The organism is Rothia sp. 27098_8_29 (assembly GCF_041432785.1).
Classification (GTDB): Bacteria; Actinomycetota; Actinomycetes; order Actinomycetales; family Micrococcaceae; genus Rothia; species Rothia mucilaginosa.
The window spans coordinates 90,627-111,355 of sequence record NZ_JAPWAI010000004.1; the positions used below are offsets into that span (position 1 = coordinate 90,627).

At 60.9% G+C, this 20,729-nt stretch carries 16 protein-coding genes, 2 tRNA genes, 1 pseudogene and 1 riboswitch; of the genes and pseudogenes, 6 read left to right on the plus strand and 13 right to left on the minus strand.

Translation table 11 applies throughout. The annotated features are described in order from the left end of the window. Position 1: 1 nt before the first annotated feature. The 9 genes from O3649_RS07035 to O3649_RS07075 all read right to left on the minus strand — a co-directional run bounded on the left by O3649_RS07035 (position 2) and on the right by O3649_RS07075 (position 11,219). Complete coding sequence (locus O3649_RS07035) at positions 2 to 1,090, minus strand: hypothetical protein (RefSeq protein ID WP_371573495.1); 1,089 nt, start codon at positions 1,088 to 1,090, stop codon at positions 2 to 4. Between the two features lie 272 nt (positions 1,091 to 1,362). After that, positions 1,363 to 1,436: transfer RNA gene (locus O3649_RS07040), tRNA-Ile, on the minus strand. Between the two features lie 115 nt (positions 1,437 to 1,551). Continuing rightward, on the minus strand, positions 1,552 to 2,757 hold the full coding sequence (locus tag O3649_RS07045) for a glycosyltransferase (RefSeq protein ID WP_005508822.1): 1,206 nt from the start codon (positions 2,755 to 2,757) through the stop codon (positions 1,552 to 1,554). Between the two features lie 326 nt (positions 2,758 to 3,083). Then, complete coding sequence (locus O3649_RS07050) at positions 3,084 to 3,956, minus strand: phage holin family protein (RefSeq protein ID WP_005508823.1); 873 nt, start codon at positions 3,954 to 3,956, stop codon at positions 3,084 to 3,086. An 878-nt stretch (positions 3,957 to 4,834) separates the two neighbouring features. After that, positions 4,835 to 4,907 (minus strand) — tRNA-Asn (locus tag O3649_RS07055). 214 nt (positions 4,908 to 5,121) lie between these two features. After that, a complete protein-coding gene (gene dnaG / locus O3649_RS07060) occupies positions 5,122 to 7,221 on the minus strand; it encodes a DNA primase (protein ID WP_371573497.1) in 2,100 nt (699 codons plus the stop codon). 138 nt (positions 7,222 to 7,359) lie between these two features. Further along, a complete protein-coding gene (gene dusB / locus O3649_RS07065; protein ID WP_049327992.1) occupies positions 7,360 to 8,526 on the minus strand; it encodes a tRNA dihydrouridine synthase DusB in 1,167 nt (388 codons plus the stop codon). A gap of 207 nt (positions 8,527 to 8,733) precedes the next feature. After that, a complete protein-coding gene (locus O3649_RS07070; RefSeq protein ID WP_296547025.1) occupies positions 8,734 to 9,711 on the minus strand; it encodes a GNAT family N-acetyltransferase in 978 nt (325 codons plus the stop codon). A gap of 128 nt (positions 9,712 to 9,839) precedes the next feature. After that, entirely contained in the window at positions 9,840 to 11,219 is a 1,380-nt protein-coding gene (locus O3649_RS07075) for a glycine--tRNA ligase (protein ID WP_005507052.1), read from the minus strand. Between the two features lie 232 nt (positions 11,220 to 11,451). On the opposite strand from O3649_RS07075, the gene O3649_RS07080 reads away from it, so the two are divergent. Further along, complete coding sequence (locus O3649_RS07080) at positions 11,452 to 11,667, plus strand: RNA-binding S4 domain-containing protein (protein WP_005508828.1); 216 nt, start codon at positions 11,452 to 11,454, stop codon at positions 11,665 to 11,667. 433 nt (positions 11,668 to 12,100) lie between these two features. Here O3649_RS07080 and O3649_RS07085 read toward each other — a convergent pair whose 3' ends face one another. After that, a complete protein-coding gene (locus O3649_RS07085) occupies positions 12,101 to 12,853 on the minus strand; it encodes an alpha/beta hydrolase (RefSeq protein WP_070629105.1) in 753 nt (250 codons plus the stop codon). Positions 12,854 to 12,947: 94 nt separating this feature from the next. Between O3649_RS07085 and O3649_RS07090 the strand changes: the two are divergent. Together O3649_RS07090 and O3649_RS07095 are read left to right on the plus strand one after the other, a co-directional pair. Continuing rightward, positions 12,948 to 13,229 (plus strand): annotated as a pseudogene (locus O3649_RS07090) (MerR family transcriptional regulator); the annotation flags it as partial. Between the two features lie 72 nt (positions 13,230 to 13,301). After that, a complete protein-coding gene (locus tag O3649_RS07095; RefSeq protein ID WP_371573523.1) occupies positions 13,302 to 13,763 on the plus strand; it encodes a TipAS antibiotic-recognition domain-containing protein in 462 nt (153 codons plus the stop codon). 129 nt (positions 13,764 to 13,892) lie between these two features. Here the strand turns inward: O3649_RS07095 and O3649_RS07100 are convergent, their stop codons facing one another. From O3649_RS07100 to O3649_RS07110, 3 genes are all read right to left on the minus strand, one after another. Continuing rightward, on the minus strand, positions 13,893 to 14,243 hold the full coding sequence (locus tag O3649_RS07100) for a MerR family transcriptional regulator (RefSeq protein WP_049355077.1): 351 nt from the start codon (positions 14,241 to 14,243) through the stop codon (positions 13,893 to 13,895). 357 nt (positions 14,244 to 14,600) lie between these two features. Then, positions 14,601 to 15,914 carry a homoserine O-acetyltransferase gene (locus O3649_RS07105; RefSeq protein ID WP_049355075.1) on the minus strand — a complete coding sequence of 438 codons (1,314 nt, stop codon included), beginning with the start codon at positions 15,912 to 15,914 and terminating at the stop codon, positions 14,601 to 14,603. Between the two features lie 189 nt (positions 15,915 to 16,103). Then, a complete protein-coding gene (locus O3649_RS07110) occupies positions 16,104 to 17,450 on the minus strand; it encodes a bifunctional o-acetylhomoserine/o-acetylserine sulfhydrylase (protein ID WP_070616812.1) in 1,347 nt (448 codons plus the stop codon). Between the two features lie 103 nt (positions 17,451 to 17,553). Beyond that, positions 17,554 to 17,666, minus strand: a riboswitch (SAM riboswitch). A 347-nt stretch (positions 17,667 to 18,013) separates the two neighbouring features. Between O3649_RS07110 and O3649_RS07115 the strand changes: the two genes are divergently transcribed. The 3 genes from O3649_RS07115 to O3649_RS07125 are packed head-to-tail and all read left to right on the plus strand — an operon-like array spanning position 18,014 to position 20,701. Continuing rightward, on the plus strand, positions 18,014 to 19,000 hold the full coding sequence (locus tag O3649_RS07115; RefSeq protein WP_070616810.1) for an ABC transporter ATP-binding protein: 987 nt from the start codon (positions 18,014 to 18,016) through the stop codon (positions 18,998 to 19,000). Continuing rightward, positions 18,997 to 19,869: an ABC transporter permease gene (locus tag O3649_RS07120; RefSeq protein WP_371573502.1), complete on the plus strand. Its 873-nt coding sequence runs from the start codon at positions 18,997 to 18,999 to the stop codon at positions 19,867 to 19,869. The genes O3649_RS07115 and O3649_RS07120 overlap by 4 nt, the downstream gene beginning before the upstream one ends. A 1-nt stretch (position 19,870) precedes the next feature. Further along, positions 19,871 to 20,701, plus strand: a complete 831-nt coding sequence (locus O3649_RS07125; protein WP_005508845.1) for a hypothetical protein — start codon at positions 19,871 to 19,873, stop codon at positions 20,699 to 20,701. Positions 20,702 to 20,729: the final 28 nt, after the last annotated feature.

Below are 20,729 nucleotides of genomic sequence, written 5' to 3' on the forward strand. Positions count from 1 at the left end.
ACTAGGCTCCCATCAGGCGAATAGCCACGTAGTAAACAATCATGGAGGCAAAAACCCAAGCAGTGCTCAGCGCCGCGTGCATGATAATCGGGGACTTCGCGAAGCGGCCCAGACGGTTCAGACCCAGGTAGGTGAGCGCCTCGCCCGAGAACACGGCGAAAGCAAGCACCAGGCCCATGAGCATGGTCAGGAAGAACGCCCCGCCACCGCTACGGGTGAGGCTCAAGAAGAAGATGAGCAGGTTCAGCACCAGGAACGAAGGAATCAGCGCCAAAGAAGACACCGACACCGCGTGCATGCTCGCGGTGAAGGATGCCGGAGCCTTGCCAATGCGCGCGGTCAGCTGCAGCTGCACACCGCGCAGAACCTGCACACCAAAGATGGCGAGAGCCATCAGCACGTACGCCAGAATCATGCGTCCGGTCGGCACAGCCTGTGCGGCGTAGGCACCACCGTAGGCGGCACCACTTCGGCCACCAAACATGTATCCCAACATGGACATCATGACAACCGCCGCCAGAATTACCAGCCGGCTGAAGAAGAACGCGCCCGCCAGCGCCTGCAGAGTCGTGGGAACAATCCAACCCCACACACCTGCGGAAGAGATGCGGGCGTGCGCGGTCGCCGGGTTGCTGGAGAAAACGTCCAGGAACGCGTTCCAGGTAGTACCCAGTGCCTTCACCGCCGGATGCGGTGCGCTCGGCGCATAGGTTGCCTGGCCGGGCTGACCGGGCTGAGGCGCAACACCGGGCTGAGCGGCACCGGGCTGGGATGCGGCGGCAGGCTGGCCGGGCTGCGCGGGGGTTGCTTGAGCCTCAGCATTCGGCTGTGCATTAGCGTTTACCTGAGCGGGCTGAGGCGCCTGCTGAGGCTGGACGGGCTGCTGCGGTGCTACCGGCGCGGCAGGCTGAGCAGCATTACCCTGCTGGCTTGGTTGCATGGGCTGGCTCGGCTGGGCAGCCTGAGTTGCGTTACCCGGCTGAGCAGCCTGACCCGGAAGCGAAGCATCCTGCGCGGGGTGTGCGCCGGCGTCGTAGCCGTAGCCGCCGGCTGCACCCTGCGACGGGTTGTTGGGAGTGTTCTCCGACATTGAGATCCTCTCGTATGGTGTGTGGAAGCAACACCTACCGGCTGAATCGGCATCTACCGGCGGCATCACACTGTCTTTCGTGACAAGACTCTTCAACCCTACCGTATTGAACGCTATGGTGCGTCTTCGTTCGTCATTTACTCATTTTCATCACCGTTGATGCATTCCATGAACAAAAATAGGCACCCTGAGTGCACGACAAAAGAGCACGAAAAGAGGGCACGAAAAAGCCCCGCCCGCCGACAAGTGGGTGAAGTCGACGGGCGGGGCCGTAGGGAGTGCGGGGCTCGAACCCGCGACCAAGGGATTATGAGTCCCCTGCTCTAACCGGCTGAGCTAACTCCCCATCCGGTGCAGTGACGGCACGCTATGGGTGCCAGCACCATCCTCTAGAGTACCTGAACGGCGGCTGAGAACGAAAAACACTCTACTCCTACTCAACGCTCAGAATCTAGAGAAGCTTAGCGGCGCGAATCCAGGTAGCGCTGGTACGGAGCGTCACTCACGTACAGCTCCTCGAAGGTGCGCCAGGTGTTCTCAGCACTGTGGAAGCCCACGATACGGCGGGACTCGCGGCCCATCTGCTCGCGCTCAGCGGCGGGCAGGGAGAGCACCGCCTCCAGCTTCTTCGCCAAATCCTGAGCGTTATTGGGTTCGAAGAGGTAGCCGTTCACGCCGTCCTCCACCAGGTGCGGCAGAGCCAGCGCGTTCGCGAGCACCACGGGGGTGGAGGCGCTCATCGCCTCCAGGGAAACCAGGGACTGCAGCTCGGCGGTACCGGGCTGGCAGAACACGTCAGCCATCTGGTACACCTCGGGCAGATGCTCATCCGGAACGAAGCCACGGAAAATCACACGGTCGGACACGCCGCAATCGTGTGCCTTCTGCTCGAGAGCCTCACGCAGCTCGCCGCCACCGGCAATATCCAGCACCACGTGCTCGAGGGTATCGGGCAGCAGGGAGAGTGCCTCGATGAGCACGTCCACGTTCTTCTCTTCGGCAAGGCGACCCACGAAGGCAATACGCAGCTCACCGGGAACCTTACCGGCGTCCGCTCCCTCAGGCAACTCGTAGTCGCTGATTTCAATACCGTTAGAAACCGGCATGACGGGGCGGTCAAAATGACCCAGGTCGCGCATCGCATCCGCACCGATCTGGGTGGGGGTGGTAACGACCGCAGTCTTGGAGAAGCAGAAACGCATGTCCTTCCAGGTGACCTTCTCAATCACACGCTTCACGGGATCGGGGAAGGGCAGGAACGGGTCAAGGTTCGCCGGCATGAAGTGGTTCGTTGCGATGACACGGATACCACGGCGCTTCGCCTGGAAAATCAGGGCTCGGCCAATAATGTAGTGGCACTGCACGTGCACCACGTCCGGGCGCACCTCGTCAAGGATTGCACCAACCTCGGACCAAATCTCCCAGGGGATGCAGATGCGGTTCGTCTCGTGGGTCGGAGGCAGGTGCGAACGCAGACGATGCTCAACAATGCCGCCCTCTACTTCGGTGCGGTAGCTGGGGCCGGGGATGGGGCTGGCGGCGACTACGTGCACGGAGTGGCCTCGCTTGAGCATGGAGGTGGCGAGGCGGTGACCGAATTGTGCTGCACCGTTGATGTCCGGCGGGTAGGTTTCTGCGCCAATCAGAATCGTCTTTGCCTGTTCCATGACGGGGCTCCTCATCGGGGTGTAGTGTGTCGGTGACTTTGGGGTTTCGGGTGCGACGGTGCGCCGCTTCTACCTCTGTCTGCCGCGTGCACCGGGTGGGTCCAGTACGTACAGCACTTGTCTATTCTACCTGTGAGCTGCGTCCTTCTCCGACTTATGGCGGGCGGCTTTGGCTGGGAGTTACCTCTAAACCTCCCGTTGAAACAGAAGCCAGCAGCCTGCCTGTAGACACACAAACGCCCCGATACGAATATCGGGGCGTTTTGATGCTTGGCGTTAAACCTGTACCGGTTTTAGCGGCGGCTAGGTTTAGCGGCGAACAGTGTTTAGCGGCGAACCAGGCGGTTCAGGAAGTGCAGGACGGTTGCAATGGATGCGCCCAGTGCTGCGAAGGACTTCCAGCGTGCCTGCAGAACCTCGGGCTTGCGCACGTTCTCTGCCAGGCCGCGGCCGGTAGCTGCTGCACCTGCGGCAACCTCGGAGGGCACTGCCTTGAGAGCGTCCAGAGCCTGCTGGGTGTTGTTCTGAACGTCGCCGGTGTAGGACTGCAGGTCATCGCGCAGGGCTGCCAGGTGCTGGCGGCGTTCTGCGGTGCGCTGCTTGAGCTCTTCGAAGGTCGGCGGCTTGGGCTCTTCCTCGCCGCGTGCCTTGCGCTCTTCAGCTTCCTGACGTGCGCGTTCTGCTGCTTCTTCAGCTTCCTTAGCCTTCTGCTCTGCACGCTCTGCCTGTTCCTTCTTCAGGCGCTCAGCGGACATGGCGGTACCTTCCTTGAGTACGCCGAGGTCGAAGAGCAGACCGAAGATTGCGGATTCGGGCTTGAACGGCAGCTGTGCCTTGACCTTCTTCAGACCGACCAGGGCGCAGATTGCCAGGACGATGAGGAAGATGAGGGCGAAGACCAGCGCGGATGCCCAGTAGGGCATGACGGTGCCGAGGCCGAGGATTGCTGCGGCGACCAGCGCAATGATTAGGAACAGACCGAAGACTGCTGCGACGCCGAAGAAGGCCGCACCCTTACCAACGGCGATGCCCTTGGTCTTCAGCTCGTGCTTTGCAATCTGGATTTCGTCCTTGACCTGGCTGGGTCCGAGGGTCTTGAAGGTTTTGCCAGCGTCGATGATGTTCGCGACGCCGGACTTAATCCCGCTGATGCCAGCAAAGAAACGCTTAGGTGCCTTGGGATTAGTAGTAGTGGTCATGACCACCTCTCCGTGACGTGTTTTTGGAGGCTTCTTTTTCGCACTCCACCTCCTATAGTTTAGCCCCTTATGATACCTCCGCGTGACCGTTTGGGTGGGGGTTTGCGCTATCTCTTCAGGTATTTTCGACTTTCTGGAGGCTACATTGAGCTGCAGGCGTAGCTTTCTGGGTTTGGTTGCGCCTGTGGATTTGCTCTGGAGTAGGCGTAAGAGGATGCCGATGCGCCGCTCCCCCGCTACGCGCCGAGTGGGCGTGTGGTTGATGTGGGTAAGGAACTTCTCTGTGCGTTAGACTTCACATTTTTGCAGGGTACATTTTTGCAGGGTGAAGTATCTTTGCCTCGCCGGGGGCGTAAGCCCGAGGAGTTACTCATTCACGACTTGGAGAGAACGTTCCGACTGGACTCGACACAGCGGGGTGACGGTTTTTCCGAGCGCGCGAGGAAGTAAAAACCGTTATCCCGCCGAGGGCGCAAGCCCGAGGGGTTACTGGTACACGGTTTGGAGAGAACGTTCCGACTGGACTCGACACAGCGAGGCGAAGATTTTCCGAGCGCGCGAGGAACCATCTTTGCTGCCCTCCGCAATTCTCTGTTGCTCTGGACTCGATACAGCGGGGTGACGGTTTTTCCGAGCGCGCGAGGAAGTAAAAACCGTTATCCCGCCGAGGGCGCAAGCCCGAGGGGTTACTGGTACACGGTTTGGAGAGAACGTTCCGACTGGACTCGAACTAGCGAGGCGAAGATTTTCCGAGCGCGCGAGGAACCAAAAATCTTTGCCTCGCCGAGGGCGTAAGCCCGAGGGGTTACTGGTTCGAGCCAGAGGAACGTATATAGCAAGAGCCCCGGAACTTCGTTCCGGGGCTCTTGCTATATTTGCTCCCCCGACTGGACTCGAACCAGTAACCCTTCGATTAACAGTCGAATGCTCTGCCAATTGAGCTACGGGGGATTATTTTGTTTTCGTTGCTGGTTTCCCTTGCAACGAGTAATAACTATACCGGGGCTGTTTGGGCTCTGCAACTTGAAATGCCGTGAAGTGCATCACTTTTGGGTTGTGTGGCTGGTTTGGGTGGTGAGGGAAGCTTCTACCCCGCGGTATTCCCCGGCTACCTGTGGAACGTAGAGGTTCTGCAGGCAGCCGGGGTATTCACAAGGAACCGTACTTAGCCGCGCTGGGCTGTGAGCTGGCGGCGGCGCATTTCCAGTTCGAGGAGCTGACGCTGTACGGCTTCGAACTCTTCGTCGTCGGGGTTGGCGCTGAGCTGTTCCAGGCGCATCATCAGGTCGGATTTTTGGCGGGCAATCTGCTGTTCGAATAGGGCGTTGAGCGCACCGTTGACGAAGTTGGGCAGGCGCTCGGCGCTGCTGACCGGTAGCGGTGAGACGGCGAGCTCCGCGATGGCGGGGTGTACGCCCTCCACAGCGCCGGAGCGCACGCAGTTGATCCATTCGATGCCGGGGGTGGGCGCCATGACGGTTGCCGCGTGAATAATGCCGGCGGCCACCTCACGATGGGTGCGGTAGCGGAACTGCACGGTGGCGAGGTTACGCCACTGTTCCACGCTGATGAGCTCGGGGTGTTGCAGGGCAATCTCAAGCGCCGCCTTTTCGAGGCGGGCAACCGGGTCGCGCGGGTCGGGGGTGAGGAACTCCTCGACGGCTGGGGCGGTCGCCTCCGGCTGGGGTGCGGCGGGCTGAATGCTGCTCGGCGGGTGCGCGGCCGCGTTCTGCCCGGCGTAGGCACTGGGTGCGGCGTGGTCTTCTGGTGGCGGTGCGTCGTAGGCGGGGTCGTAGGGCGCGTCAGCATGAACTGCGCCTTGGGCACCTGTATAACTCGGCGCACCCGCATAACCCGGCACGCCCTGCGGCCCCTCGTTCAGACGCTCGTAACGCGGCGCGGCGGCGGTAGCCTCCGCCTGCTGGGAGCGAGAAAGCTTCGGGTGATTCTGCGCGTACGCCACGGCACGCTGAATCTCGTCGAGCTCCAGACCAAGCTGACCGGATACCTTACGCATGTAGGCGGGGCGCAGGTCGCGGTCCTTAATGCCGGCAATAATCGGGGCGATAGCGCGCATCGCCAGCACGCGGCCTTCAAGGGTCGCCAAATCGTACTTGGCGAGGGTCGAATCAATCGCAAACTCGAAGAGCGGGCGGCGCGAAGCGATCAGCGAGCGCACGGCGGCGTCGCCCTTGTGCAGGCGCAGGTCGCAGGGGTCCATGCCGTTCTCGGCAACCGCCACGAAGGTCTGCGCGACGAAGCGCTGGTCCTCTTGGAAGGCTGCCATGGCGGCTTTCTGGCCTGCGGCGTCGCCGTCGAAGGTGAAGATGATTTCGCCGCCGGACCCGTCGTCGGTAATCATGCGGCGCACCATCTTGATGTGGCCGGGACCGAACGCGGTGCCGCAGGTGGCAACGGCGGTGGTGATGCCGGCGAGGTGTGCAGCCATGACGTCCGTGTAGCCTTCCACGATGACGACCTGCTTAGTCTTGGTCATATCGCGTTTTGCCAGGTCAATGCCGTAGAGCACCTGCGATTTTTTGTACAGCTGCGTCTCGGGGGTGTTCAGGTATTTGGGGCCCTGGTCGTCGTCGAAGAGGCGGCGGGCACCGAAACCGATGGTTTCACCGGCGATGGTGCGAATCGGCCAGATGATGCGGCCGCGGAAGCGGTCGTACAGGCCGCGGTTGCCCTCCGAGAACATGCCGGTAGCCTTCAGCTCCTCATCCGTGAAGCCCTGGGAGCGAAGGTGCTTGAGCAGGTGGTCCCAGCCGCGCGGGGCGTAGCCGACACCGAACTTGCGGGTTGCGGCGGGGTCGAAACCGCGGGCGCCGAGGAAGCGCTGCGCCTCCTGAGCATCAGCGCTATAGAGGTTGCGTTCAAAGAACTCGGCGGCAATCTTGTGCGCGTCAAGCAGGCGGCGGCGCATACCCGCCTCGTAGCGGTCACCGGGCTTACCGCCCTCATAGTGCAGGGTGTAACCAATACGGGCGGCTAGACGCTCCACCGTCTCAACGAAGCTGGTGTGTTCCATCGCCATGACGAAGGAGTACACGTCACCGGATTCACCGCAGCCAAAGCAGTGGTACGAACCGACCTGCGGGCGCACATTGAAGGAGGGCGTGCGCTCGTCGTGGAACGGGCACAGCCCCTTGAAGGTGCCTATACCGGCGCTTTTGAGGCTCACATAGCCTTCAATGATTTCGCGGATATCGGTACGGGCGCGGACTTCATCAATGTCTTCTTTGCGGATTAATCCAGCCATAAACTCAATTCTACGGTGAGGGTCAACAGGCAGCGCCTACAGGCGTTGCAGGAGCGGCAACATAGCGCACGAACAGGCTCACAAAAAGGATGCGCCGCGACGCGCAAACAGCACGCCGCGGCACACAAGTACAGGGGTTTAGCCGCCGGAAATATCCAGCTCAGCCTCGATCAGGCCCAGACGCTCAGCGTCCCCCAGGATGCGCGAATCCAGCCAGCCATCAGGCAGGTGCGGCTGCTTGGGGCTGCCGGCGCGCCCGCGCGAACCCTCCACAGCGGCACCCGGGTAACCAATCGAGTGATCCAGCTGAGCAATCAGCTCACGGAACGTCGCCAGGTCGGGCACCTGAGCCATCTTCGCGCGCAGCTCGCCACCAACCGGGTAACCCTTGAAGTACCACGCCACGTGCTTGCGAATCTCGCGCAGGCCTCGGGTCTCATCACCGAAGGTTTCCACCAGCAGTTCTGCGTGGCGGTAAATCATGTCCGACACCTCAGTCAGGGTCGGGCGGATACGCTCCGACGAACCCTCAAACGCATTCTGCAGGTCGCCAAACAGCCACGGGCGCCCCTGGCAACCGCGACCAATCACCACGCCGTCCACGCCGGTCTGCTCGACCATGCGCACCGCATCCTCGGCAGAGAAAATATCGCCATTACCCAGAATCGGCACGTCCGGAATCAGCTCACGCAACTGCGCAATAGAATCCCAGTCAGCCTTACCCGAATAATGCTGAGCCGCAGTACGACCGTGCAGAGCAATCGCCGCAACACCGGCATCACGCGCAATCTTGGCGGACTCCAAGAACGTAATGTGATCATCGTCAATGCCCTTACGCATCTTAATGGTCAGCGGAATATCGTTGCGGGACGCCTCTTTGACCGCCGTCTGCACAATCGCGGTGAACAGGTCGGTCTTCCAGGGCAGGGCTGCGCCGCCGCCTCGGCGGGTCACCTTAGGCGCCGGGCAGCCGAAGTTCAGGTCAATGTGGTCAGCACGGTCCTCTTCTACAACCATGCGCACGGCCTTGCCGACATTGACCGCGTCAACGCCGTAAATCTGAATGGAACGAATCTTCTCGTCCGGGTCATGCTCAATAATGCGCATGGACTCGGGCTTACGCTCCACCAGGGCGCGCGCAGTCACCATTTCGGTAACGTACAGGCCGCCGCCATATTCACTGCAGAGGCGGCGGAAAGCCTTATTGGTCACGCCAGCCATCGGGGCGAGAACTACGGGAGTATCAACGGTCAGATTGCCCAGTTTCAGGGGCGGAAGGGTAAGACGGGGTGCTTCAGAATTCACCCCTATATTGTGGCATACGGGGGCAAATCGAGAACCGGACTCAGCTGACGGGGTACAGGAGCGCAGTGCAAGCTCAGCAACCGTGAGGAGGCGCAGGTACGCGAGAGGGGCGGAGGAGCATTCCACTCCCCCGCCCCTTCAGCAAGAGTCAGCCAGCAGGCTCGATACCGAGAATCTACTTGGCAACCTACGAACCTACTAAAGAATCTACTCGGTCACGTAAATATAGGTCGGGTCGCCCTCCACCGAAGCAGTGCCGGCACGCAGCAGTACGTCAGTCACCTGAACCAGCGCCTCCATGGCGTCGTCAACCTCAACCAGCACCGGGTACTTAGCACTCAGCAGGGACAACACCTGCATAATCGCCTCCACGGCACCCTCATTATCGAAGTCGTAGCCCAGCAGCAACTCCGTGGCGGTCTTCTCATCCACCAGCGCCGCCTCCGGGTCCGTCTCAAAGGGGTGGTAGCTCACCGCAAACGCAACAATCGGGCCCTTCTTACCCTCGGCAGCAGCCTCACGAATATGGTCACGAAGCACCACGGCTCCAAAAGCACGCACCTCATCCGAGAGGAAGTAGCGGTTCACCGTGCCCATACCCACCTCAGCAGGAACATCCCACTCGTGGGCGCGGCGGTAGAAATTCCACAGCGCAGAAGTCAGCTCCACCGAACCGGTCGCCAAATCCTCAATCGCCTGAGTCTCATTACCGTCAGCGTCCTCACGCAGCGACACCGGAGGAATCGCACCCGGCTCCACACGTACCATACGGGAACGCTGAATCAGCTTCATACCAGCAGCATGCGCAAACTCCTCACCGTCACTAAACGGCGACAGCTTCACGCGCAGAGCGGTGGTCTGACCGTGCGCCGCCGCAATCTCACGCAACGCATTCAGCAGGGCGGTACCAATACCCTGACGGCGGTGGTCAGCAGCCACCTCGATGTAGGACCACAGACGCGTCGGATGCAGCAGCGAAGCAACCACAGTACCCGCAGCCACCGGCACACCAGAAACAGTCACCACCAGGGTACGGCTAAACGGCGCGTCACTGTCCGGGCCGAAAAGGCCACGCTGGCGCTCCTCAACCTCATTACGGGCAGAGTTCCAAATCTCAAGCAGGGCAAGGTCATCACCCTCCTGCCAAGGACGAATCTCAAATTTTTCGCTGAGGCGTTCAGCCATATCCGTGCACCTTTCCTTCGCTCGCGTCAAACGTGCCAATCAGTCTAACCAGGGTAGCCCAAATACACGACGGCGGGTAGCCTCTTTCGCTCTAAGAGGCTACCCGCCGACCATGTTATAAATTATTTTTAGCCTGCCAGGCGTGCAGCCAGGTAAGACTTCACCTGATCCAGAGCCACACGCTCCTGGTTCATGGTGTCGCGCTCGCGGATGGTCACAGCCTGGTCCTCAAGAGTGTCAAAGTCCACGGTGATGCAGAACGGAGTACCGATCTCATCCTGGCGGCGGTAACGGCGACCAATAGCGCCCGCCTCGTCGTAATCCACGTTCCACAGGCCACGCAGCTCGTTCGCCAGCTTGGTTGCGGGCTCAGACAGTTCAGCCTTCTTCGACAGCGGCAGAACAGCAGCCTTGACCGGTGCCAGGCGCGGATCAAGCTTCAGCACGACGCGCTTATCCACGCCACCCTTAGTATTCGGTGCCTCATCCTCAACGTATGCGTCAACAAGGAACGCCATCATGGAGCGGGTCAGACCGAAGGACGGCTCAATCACGTACGGCACGTAACGCTCGCCGGTAGCCTGGTCGAAGTACTCAAGCTTCGCGTTGGAGTGCTCGTTGTGCACGCCCAGGTCGTAGTCGGTACGGTTCGCAACGCCCATCAGCTCGCCCCACTCGGAACCCTGGAAGCCGAAGCGGTACTCAACGTCAATAGTGCCAGCCGAGTAGTGTGCACGCTCCTCCTTAGGAACGTCGAAGCGGCGCATGTTATCCGGGTTAATACCCAGGTCAACGAACCAGTTCCAGCAGTCCTCAACCCACTCATTGAAGTACTTATCAGCGTCATCCGGGTGCACAAAGTACTCAATTTCCATCTGCTCGAACTCACGAGTACGGAAAATAAAGTTACCGGGAGTGATCTCGTTACGGAACGACTTACCGATCTGGCCAATACCGAACGGCGGGCGCTTACGAGAAGCAGTGACCACATTGTTGAAGTTCACGAAAATACCCTGAGCGGTCTCCGGGCGCAGGAAGTGCAGACCCTCCTCATTATCAACCGGGCCCAGGTAAGTCTTCATCAGACCGGAGAAGTTCTGCGGCTCAGTCCACTCACCGCGAGTGCCACAGTTCGGGCAAGCAATCTCTTCCATGCCCTCAGCCGCGCGGCCCTTCTTCGCCTCAAAGTTCTCCAGCAGGTGATCCTGACGCAGACGCTTGTGGCACGACAGGCACTCAACCAGCGGGTCGGTGAAGGTCGCCACGTGACCGGACGCCTCCCACACCGCACGAGGCAGAATAACGGAGGAATCCAGGCCAACCATGTCCGCACGAGAGCGGACGAAACGCTGCCACCACTGCTGACGGATGTTTTCCTTCAGCTCTGCACCGAGGGGGCCGTAGTCCCATGCGGAGCGGGAACCGCCGTAAATTTCACCGGCCTGGAAAACAAAGCCGCGGCGCTTCGCGAGCGCAATAACGTTATCGAGGGTGGACTTTTCAGCCATAGTTACTCCTTCTGCCCCGCCACCGGCTGTGACGTGCGTGAGTTCGGGTTCATAAGGGACGCGGCCCAGAACGGGGCGCCCATATTCGCGCTCATCGGCGCAATATGCACACTTTTTGATGCAAGACACTAGGGTACCATCACCACCCCACCCCTGGGTATGCCTACTCGGCCCACCACTCCCCCATTTTTGCCGGACGCCAGGATGCACCCGGCGGGATAAACTAGAGAGCATGGAAGAAATTTTTATTCGCGACGACATGATCCGCCTCGGCCAGTTCCTCAAGCTCGCCAACCTCGTAGAGGACGGCGCGCAGGCACGCGAGGTCATTCAGCACGGCCTGGTCAAGGTCAACGGCGACATTGAGGAAGCACGCGGCAAGCAGCTGCACCCCGGCGATACCGTAACGTTCAACGGCGTGACCGTGAAGGTTGCACACGAGGACTAGCACCGTCTGATTACACGTTTGGGACCTAGGAACGATGAGGTGGCGGAATCTGTGAGGGGCGGTGCTCTTCCTCGTTCCTACAGGGAACCCGCCCTCGCTTCGCTTCGGGCACCCTGATGTCACTACGGACGACACCGCCCCTCCGCTCGCACCAAGTCGCATACCTCGGACAGCCGGGGTAGCTATACCCTCCGGAAGCGACATCAGGGTGCCGCCCCGGGCGCTCTCCGCAGCGAAGCAAGGAGAAGCGGAGCGTCCGGGTGCGGCGGGTGCCCCTGCAGGAGCGGAGGAAGGGTATAGCGTCCCACCCACCCAGCCTCTGTAGGAACGAGGACGAATACCGCTTTCCGCGCGGAAGCAAATCCGTGCGGAAGCAAAAGCTCAACGTAAAGCCCCCGAGTCGTCAGACCCGGGGGCTTTACGTTTAGTCGATTTAGGAGTCAGAGCCCTCGGCGGCGCTGGTCGCCTCCGCAACCTTCTGCGCACGAATACGCGGTTCCTTACCCTGCACCTTCACCTCCAGGAACTCGCCCACATGGCGAATCTCCATGGCGCTCACGCCGTGACCCGCACCGGCATACAGCACCTTAATGCCGTCGGTGTACTTGCGGATCCAGTCGTAGGTGTAGTTCACCATCTCCTGCGGGATGACAGGGTCTTCCTGGTCGCGGCCGAAGAACACCGGCAGTTCGGTCTTCTTCAGCTCCTCGTCCTTGAAGTACGGCGAATCAGAATCTACCGCATAGCCGGACAGTCCCACTACGGCGGCGAACTCGCCGGGGGCGTGACGCACCATCGAAGTTGCGATGCCCATACCCTGCGAGAAGCCCAGCAGAGTCACCGAAGCATACTGCTCGCGGTTCGCGCGCACCCACTCCAGCACGTAGTCGCTCGCCTGCTCAATGGCGCGCTGGTCAGATTCGAGCTGCTGGTTCAGCGGGTACCACTGGTAGCCGATAGCATCTGCGGCAATGTAGGCGCCGGTCGAGTCCGCGGAGAACTGGGTGCCAACCGGCTGCGGTGCACGCATGGAGGCGTAGGTGAAGCCCTCCTGCGGAAGGTGCGCCGCCAGAGACAGCAAATCGTGCTCCTGGGAGCCGTAGCCGTGCAGCATGAGCACCAGGTGGGTGCCTGCACGTTCGTTCTCGGGGCGGGTGTATTCGACGACGTATTTGTTTTCGCTCATGCACCCATCTTAGCGAGGACTCCCCCACAAACCTGCACCGCGGGTTCCGCCGCTAGCTTGACCCTCACCTAACGTGAGGTTTTAGAGTGAAACCATGGACGCGAACATAACACCACCTGACGGGCAACACGAATACACCGTAGGAGAAGCGGCATCACTACACGGGCTAACAGTCCGCACGCTGCACCACTGGGAGCACCGAGGCTTACTCAACCCGGCACATGATGAGTTCAACGGGTACCGGTACTACACCGATGCAGATCTTGAACGAATCACCGTCATCATGGGGTACCGCGCCACCGGCATGAGCCTTGACGCCATTCGCAACATACTGCAGGACGAAGCGAACAGCACCGAGCATCTACTCGCTCAGCGGGATATGCTTCAACGCAAAATCGCCGCGTACGGGCGCATGCTTGAAACCATCGAACACCTTTTGGAGGACACCATGGCACCTAAAAATGAGCAGCTCAGCGCCGCCGAAAAAGCAGAGATCATGGGTGAAGGGTTCAGCCTCGCCCACCAGCAGGAAGCGCAGGAACGTTACGGAAAAACTGACGACTGGGCTGAATACCAGCGCCGCACTGCCTCAATGGACCGTGCCGACTGGCAGAACGGCAAACAGCAGGTCAACGAGGTAGAGCAGGCCCTCGTCGAGGCATTCAACCGCAGCGTGAAGCCGGGCAGTGAAGAGGCGAACGCGCTCGCCGAGCGGCACCGCGCCTCCCTGTTCTTCTTTGAGGTCACCCCCGCTAAGCACGCTATTCTAGCCCGCGGCTACGTTGAGGATGCCCGTTTCAAGGCGCACTACGAGAAGCTTGCGACCGGGCTCGCGGAATGGTTGCGGGATGTCATCTACGAGAATGCTCGTGCGCACGGTGTTGACCCGCAGGAAGCTACCTGGGGGTAAGCCTCCGGAGTGGAGATACCTAGTAACTGAGTTTGAGTAGCCGAGCATGCCAGCTGAGCATAAAAACGCCCGGTATTCCCAACGTTGGGAATACCGGGCGTTTATACGCGTCTGCAGAAGACTAGTTACCTAGCGGGTGCTGTCGAGGTGACGGCGGTGCTCCTGAATACGGCGATCCAGGTGCTCAAGGTTCTGCTGCAACCCCACAATCTCATCCTCAATCTTCTGACGGGCACGCTCCATCACATCAATGGATAGGGCGTGGTCGTCCGGATTGCTCAAAATCGTGCGAATGTCGGCAAGACTCATGCCGGCCTGACGGCAGGTAGCAATAAACCGTGCTGCGGAGATAGACTCCTCATCAAAAATACGGGTTCCGTGAGCATCACGGGGCACCGCAATGAGCCCCTCTTTTTCGTAATATCGCAGGGCGTGGGTGCTCACCCCCAACTGCTCCGCTACCTCTTGAATACTTACCACAGCGTTAATGCTATGGGGTTAGAGCTGGTCTAAAGCAAACCGAGAACCTTTACCTTCCGGTGCAACAGGAGGTTACTTCCGCGATATCTCGCGGAGGTTTCGCAAAACACCCGAAAAACCGGAAAATATTCCCTGACTTGGCATAACACTCTTCGAGAAGATGCAAAGAAACGCCGGGTGCTCACATCATGTGAGCACCCGGCGTCTCCTTATCTAACCTTTAGGGTGAAGGTTAATTCTCGGCGGGCGGAAGAACCTGTGAAGACACTATCTGCCCACCCGGAATTTACCCGCACTTAGGTGGTATAAACAGCGATCAGAGGGGCTTGGGTCAGCACCCCGTGAATACTCGCGGTTCTAGCGGGTCGCCGTAGCATACAGGCGAGTCATCGAATCCAACGCCTCACGCTCACGCTGCGCCTCACTTGGGGTGGCGGATTCATCTTCAACGCCGAGGGCGCGCGCCAGAATCTTCTCCACCTGCTTCGCCTCAATCAAGAAGCCGTCATGGCCGTGGTTCGACTCGATAATGTCCACGGGCACCGGGGTGGGAAGCGCCTCCGCCAGGCGGTGCGACTCGTGCGGGAAGAACAGACGGTCCGTGTTCACCGCCGCAATGGTCCACTCACAATCGGTGTGTGCCAGCGCCTGCGCCAGGGTGCCGCGGCCACGCGCCACATCGTGCGAAATCAGTGCCTCATTGACCGCCAGGTAGCTGTTCGCGTCAAAACGCTCAACCAGCTTAGCGCCGTGGTGGTCCAGGTAGCTTTCGATGGCGTAGCGGCCACGCGGCTCACCCAGCGAACCGCCCACAGTGTTTTCGCCGCGGTTCTCCTCACGGCCGAAGCGGTGCTCCAGTTCGGCGGGGCTGCGGTAGGTGGTGTGCGCGATACGGCGCGCCAGAGCCAGACCGGCAGTCGGTGCAGGACCGGCATAGTAGTCGCCACCGGCAAAGTTCGCATCCGAACGAATCGCAATGTTCTGAGTGTGGGCCCAGGAAATCTGCTCCGCCGTAGCCGAAGGACCGGAGGCAATAACCGCGCATCCGCGCACCAGCTCGGGGTTAGTTGCCGCCCACTCCAGGGCGCGAGCACCACCGAGGGAACCACCAATCACGTAGCGGAAGCTCGTCACGCCCAGTGCACGCGCCAGACGCGCCTCCGCACGTACGGAGTCGCGAATGCTCACCTGCGGGAAGCGGGAACCCCAGTGCTCACCAGCGCCCGGGTAGCCCTCGGGGACGATGCTTGCCGGGCCGGTAGAACCGTAGCAGCCACCCAGAATATTGGGGGCAATCACGAAGTAGCGGTTGGTGTCCACGACCGAGCCGGGGCCCACGATGCCTTCCCACCAGCCGTCCGATTCGATAGCGCGAATCAGCGGGGCGGGCATGTCGGGGGTGGGTACGCCGCGGGAGACATGCGTGTCACCGGTGAGCGCATGCAGGATCAGGATGGCGTTATCGCCGGTCTCGTTGAGGGTACCCCAGGTTTCGTAACCGATGGTCACCTGCGGCAGGGTCACGCCGGACTCGAGCTCCAGGTCGCCGATGTTCAGCTGACGCAGATAGCCTTGCGCTTCGGGGTGCTCGGTGCGGGTGCCCGCCACGGGGATGGGTGCGGTGACAGGCTGGCTGGTAGTGCCGGACTGGCTAGTGCTCTGGGTGGTCATGGGGTTCCCTTCACTGGGTTGGTCGGCGAGGTGGTGCCGGGTGTGAGCGGGGTACTCGTCTGTGGGTAGAAGAAGCAACAGGTTGGGCGGCAGCAACGCCGCACAGTTACAACATGCTCCGTAACGGGGAATCCGCAGGTGGACCGAAAAGCCGTAGCTTGCCGGTCCACCTGCGGGTTGCATCACCGTTTAGGAGAGGGTGTCAAAGCCCAGCTGCAGGTCGGCGAGAATATCGTCAATGTTCTCAATGCCAACTGCCAGGCGGACGAAGTTCGGGTATACGCCAATCTTCTCCAGTTCCTCAGCGGAAAGCTGGGAGTGGGTGGTGGAGGCGGGGTGAATCACGAGCGAGCGCACGTCGCCAATGTTCGCAACGTTGGAGTGCAGCTTCAGGGCGTCCACGAAGTCGCGGGTCTGCTCCAGGGTTGCGTCCTTGAGGGTGAAGCCGAGCACCGCACCGGGGCCCTTGGGCAGGTACTTCTGTGCACGCTCGTACCAGGGGGAGGATTCCACGCCAGCCCAGATAACCTTCTCGACCTGCGGGTTTGCTTCGAGCCAGTGGGCGACCTTGGTGGCGTTCTCAATGTGGCGTTCGATGCGCAGGGAGAGAGTTTCCAGACCGATACCGATGTTGAAGGCGTTGGTCGGGGAGATGGCTGCACCGGTGTCGCGCAGCAGGGAGACGCGCGCCTTCAGGATGTAGGAGAGGTTCGCACCGAATGCGGAGTCCTTGCCCAGGTCGCGTGCGTAGACAAGGCCGTGGTAGCCGGGGGCGGGCTGGTTGAACTTGGGGAACTTCTCGGGGTCTGCACCGTAGTCGAAGTTACCGGAGTCAACAATCACGCCGCCGATGGAGGTTCCGTGGCCACCCAGGTACTTGGTTGCGGAGTGGACGACCACGTCCGCGCCATGTTCGATGGGGCGTAGCAGGTAGGGGGTGGGTACGGTGTTGTCCACAATCAGGGGTACACCGTTTTCGTGCGCAATTGCAGCAATAGGCTCAATGTCGAGCACGTCATTACGGGGGTTGGGTACGGACTCGCCGTAGAAGAGCTTGGTGTTGGGGCGGACTGCGGCGCGCCATGCGTCCAGGTCGTCCGGGTTCTCGACGAAGGTGGTTTCGATACCGAGGTCGGCGAGGGTGTACTTGAGCAGATTGTAGGTGCCGCCGTACACGGAGGGCGATGCAACCACATGGTCGCCTGCACCGGCGATGTTCAGGATTGCGTAGGTGATAGCTGCCTGACCGGATGCCAGCAGCAGCGCGCCGACGCCGCCTTCCAGGGAAGCGATACGGTTTTCGATTACTTCATGGGTGGGGTTGTTGAGGCGAGTGTAAATGGGGCCCAGTTCGGAGAGGGCGAAACGGTTCGCTGCCTGCTCGGCGCTGTCAAAGACATAAGAGGTGGTCTGGTAGATGGGTAGTGCCCGAGCTCCCGTTGCGGCATCCGGCGCCTGACCTGCGTGAATCTGGCGGGTTTCGAACTTCCAACCGGCGGGGTTGGCGGGAGTCGGGACGGTAGTGTTGTTGCTCATGCGTGGCTCCTAATGGGGATTCTTAGGGGGCCGCATGCCGATGGTACAGGAATCGTCGTCGAATAATCCTGTCACGATTGATGTACCGTTATCGGTCACATCGGTCCCGCGCTTGCGTCACGCTTTTGCGTGCCGCCTGGTCTTCACCCAGGGCACCCCACCGCGGAGGAGGGTTGCCGGCCAGCTAGCTGGGGCTTATCGCTGGCGCTCTTGACCTGTTATTTAGAGTGTCATAGGGCACGGGGTGGGGTCAAGGGTTTTGTGGGTGCGCAGTACTTTAAGACATTTCATTGCAAAGATGACGTTTTTTAACGTCTGTCACCAAAAACCGTCTGCAACAAAATGTGAGCGACGGTGCCGGGGCAATCCGAGGGCGAGGCAATCGAGATGCGGAGGCGGACACCCACCATCCACACAGTAACCCCCATCACTTTTATCTACGGCTTTTCGGTACACTGAAATGACACATACACTCACGCAGGGTACAACTCGCTACGCCGTTTATCCTGCTCAGCATCCCTCCGGTATAGGGGCCAGAGGGTCATACCCGAAGGTTACCTACCATGTCTCTTGTTCTTGATGCGGCGCAGCTCAGCCGCGTCTTTGGCAAAGGTGAAAACGCTTTTACCGCCGTCGACCGTGTGTCACTTCGCGTCAGTTCCGGTGAGATTCATGCCCTCCTCGGCCCCAACGGTGCGGGCAAAACGACGACCGTGCAGATGTGCTCGACCCTGCTCACCCCCACCGGCGGTAGCCTCACCGTGAACGGTATTGACGCTATCGCCGACCCGCAGCGGGCGCGCCGTCACGTGGGTCTCGCACTGGGCGGGGAGAACGGCTTCTACCCGCGCGCTAGTGCCCGCGACAATCTGCTGTTCTTCGCCGATGTTGCGGGGGTTTCCGGGCGGACCCGACGACACGAGGTGGAGCATGCCCTAGCCCGTGTGGAACTCACCGATGCGGCAACGCGGCCTGTCCAGGAGTTTTCCCGCGGCATGAAGCAGCGCCTACATATTGCCCGCGCCCTGCTCGGCTCCCCCGCTCTGCTCCTGCTGGATGAGCCGACCAACGGGCTCGACCCCGATATCGCCCTGACCGTGCGTGCCCTCATCAGATCTCTGGCAAATGAAGGTACCGCCATTCTGCTGACGAGCCACCTGCTGGGCGAGATTGAGGACCTGGCGCACACCATCACCGTTTTGGGTGCCGGTTCCGTTGCTGTGAGCGGCAACCTCGAGGACGTTGCCGCGCACGCCGGCATTGCCGCCACGACTGTGGTTCAGGTCGAGGCCACCGCCACCGAGGGGCTTGATACGCTCCGCGGATTCCTCCACGATAAGGCGGCGGTGCTGTTTGCCCCGCGCGGTTCCGGCTGGGAACTCACCCTCTACTGGCACGGCGAGCGCACCACGTTCGAGGCGGGTGAGGCTCACCGCATCCTCACGGAGGGGCTTGCCACCGCGAACATTGGGGCACGGACCGAACCGTACACGCGACCGGCAACTCTGGAAGAGGCATACCTGGCGATGGCGGAGGGGCTCAAGCGATGAACGCTCAGACGCAGCATCCAGCAGAATCTCAACGACCGCGCGACCTGCAGCACCTGCTACACGACGTACAGCAGGAGTGCGCCCGCCAACTGCGACTCATGGGCTTTAGCCTGCGCCAGTTCCTGACGGTCCCCTACTTCATTCAGCTGCTCATCAGTACGGTACTCGGCTCGGTCATCCTTCAGGCGCTCGCCGTGCATGCGGCGGCGCAGAGCTCCGCGGGTCACTCCGTTGACCCGACCCTCGCGTGGACCCGCGCGGGCATTGTGGGCATGTGGTCGGTCTGCATCGTGTCTGCGGGCATCATCAATTTCGAGCGTTTCCGTGGGACCCTCGTGTACCTGTGTTCGGGGTCGATTTCTCCGGTGCGGGTGCTGGCGGCTATCGTTTCGAGCGCATCCATTGTGGGTATGGCGGCTTTGCCCCTGTCGTGGCTCATCTGGGCTCTTGTGACGCTTAACCCGCAGGTCACGGACTTTTCAGCACTCTGGCCGCGCTACGTTCTGGGCGTTCCCCTGCTGTGGCTTGCGTGCCTGTCGGTAACGTTCATGATTGCGGTGTTCTTCGTGGCCACACCGAACGCTATCGCCTACGAGGAGCTGTTGCTCGTGCCGGTTTTTATTCTTTCCGGGGTTCTCTTCACGACCATTGAAGCGCCCGCCTGGCTAGATGCTGTAGGCACGCTCATTCCCCTGCAGGCGCCGGTTCATCTCCTACTTGGGCGTACCACCATCACTACCCCGGCGGATGCACTCTTGCCCGTAATTCAGACCCTGGTCGTGAGCTTCATCTGGGCGTTGTGCGCCTTCCTTTTTGCCCGGAAGGCTCTCGCCTCAGCCCGCCGTCGCGGCACCCTGGGGGCGATGTAGCGTGCGTATTCTCTCTTCTGCCGCTCTGCCTAGCGTGGCGCGTCGGGCTCTGTCGACCGCCTCTATTGGCTGGTCATCTTCTATTACCTTCGCAACCCTCGGAACGGCCATCACGACCCTGGTGCTCGTGCCGGGCCTCAACGTGCTTTTCACGGTGCTTCTGGGTGCCGACCTTGCGGCGAACGATACTGTGCGCATCGGCTGCGCGACCGCGCTGATTACGACCCTCAGCTCCGTGGCAGCCGGTATTGTCGCGCGCGTTGCCACCGACCGGTGGATTGGCGTCTTCGAGTATGTGTGCACGGCACGCCCCGTGGATGCGGGCTACTGGCTGGGGGCGGCGGCGGTACCGGCGTTGCTGGCTTCCGTGACGGGTCTGAGCAATGTGGGCATCGTGTGGTTACTGTCCCTCACATCCTCCGCTGCGGGAGCAAGTTCCGGGCTTTTGGTCGGCACCATCTTACTGATGCCGGTTGCGATTCTTGGCGGGGTCTGCCTGGGCATTTTTGCCGCCGGTTTGGGTCTGTACCTGTCGGATCCGTACACGGGCTCGAATGTTCTATCTATTGTTCTGCCGGTCAGCGCGGGCGTGATTGTGCCGGTGAGTACCTACCCCGGCTGGCTTGCCTGGCTGTGTTCCTGGGTTCCGGGGTCCCGGCTGGTGCAGGCTTTAGATACCTCTGGCAGTATTGCGAGCAGCACTACCCCGAATCTCTTCGCGCTCCTGGCAGCAGACACAGCCCTGGCAGTACTCTACGCCGCTATCGGGCTGGGGCTGACTTTCCTTGCCGCCCGCCGCATCCGTGCCGGCGCCCGCGCCTCGCTGTTGTAAACGGTGAACCCTGAAAAAGAACGAGCCT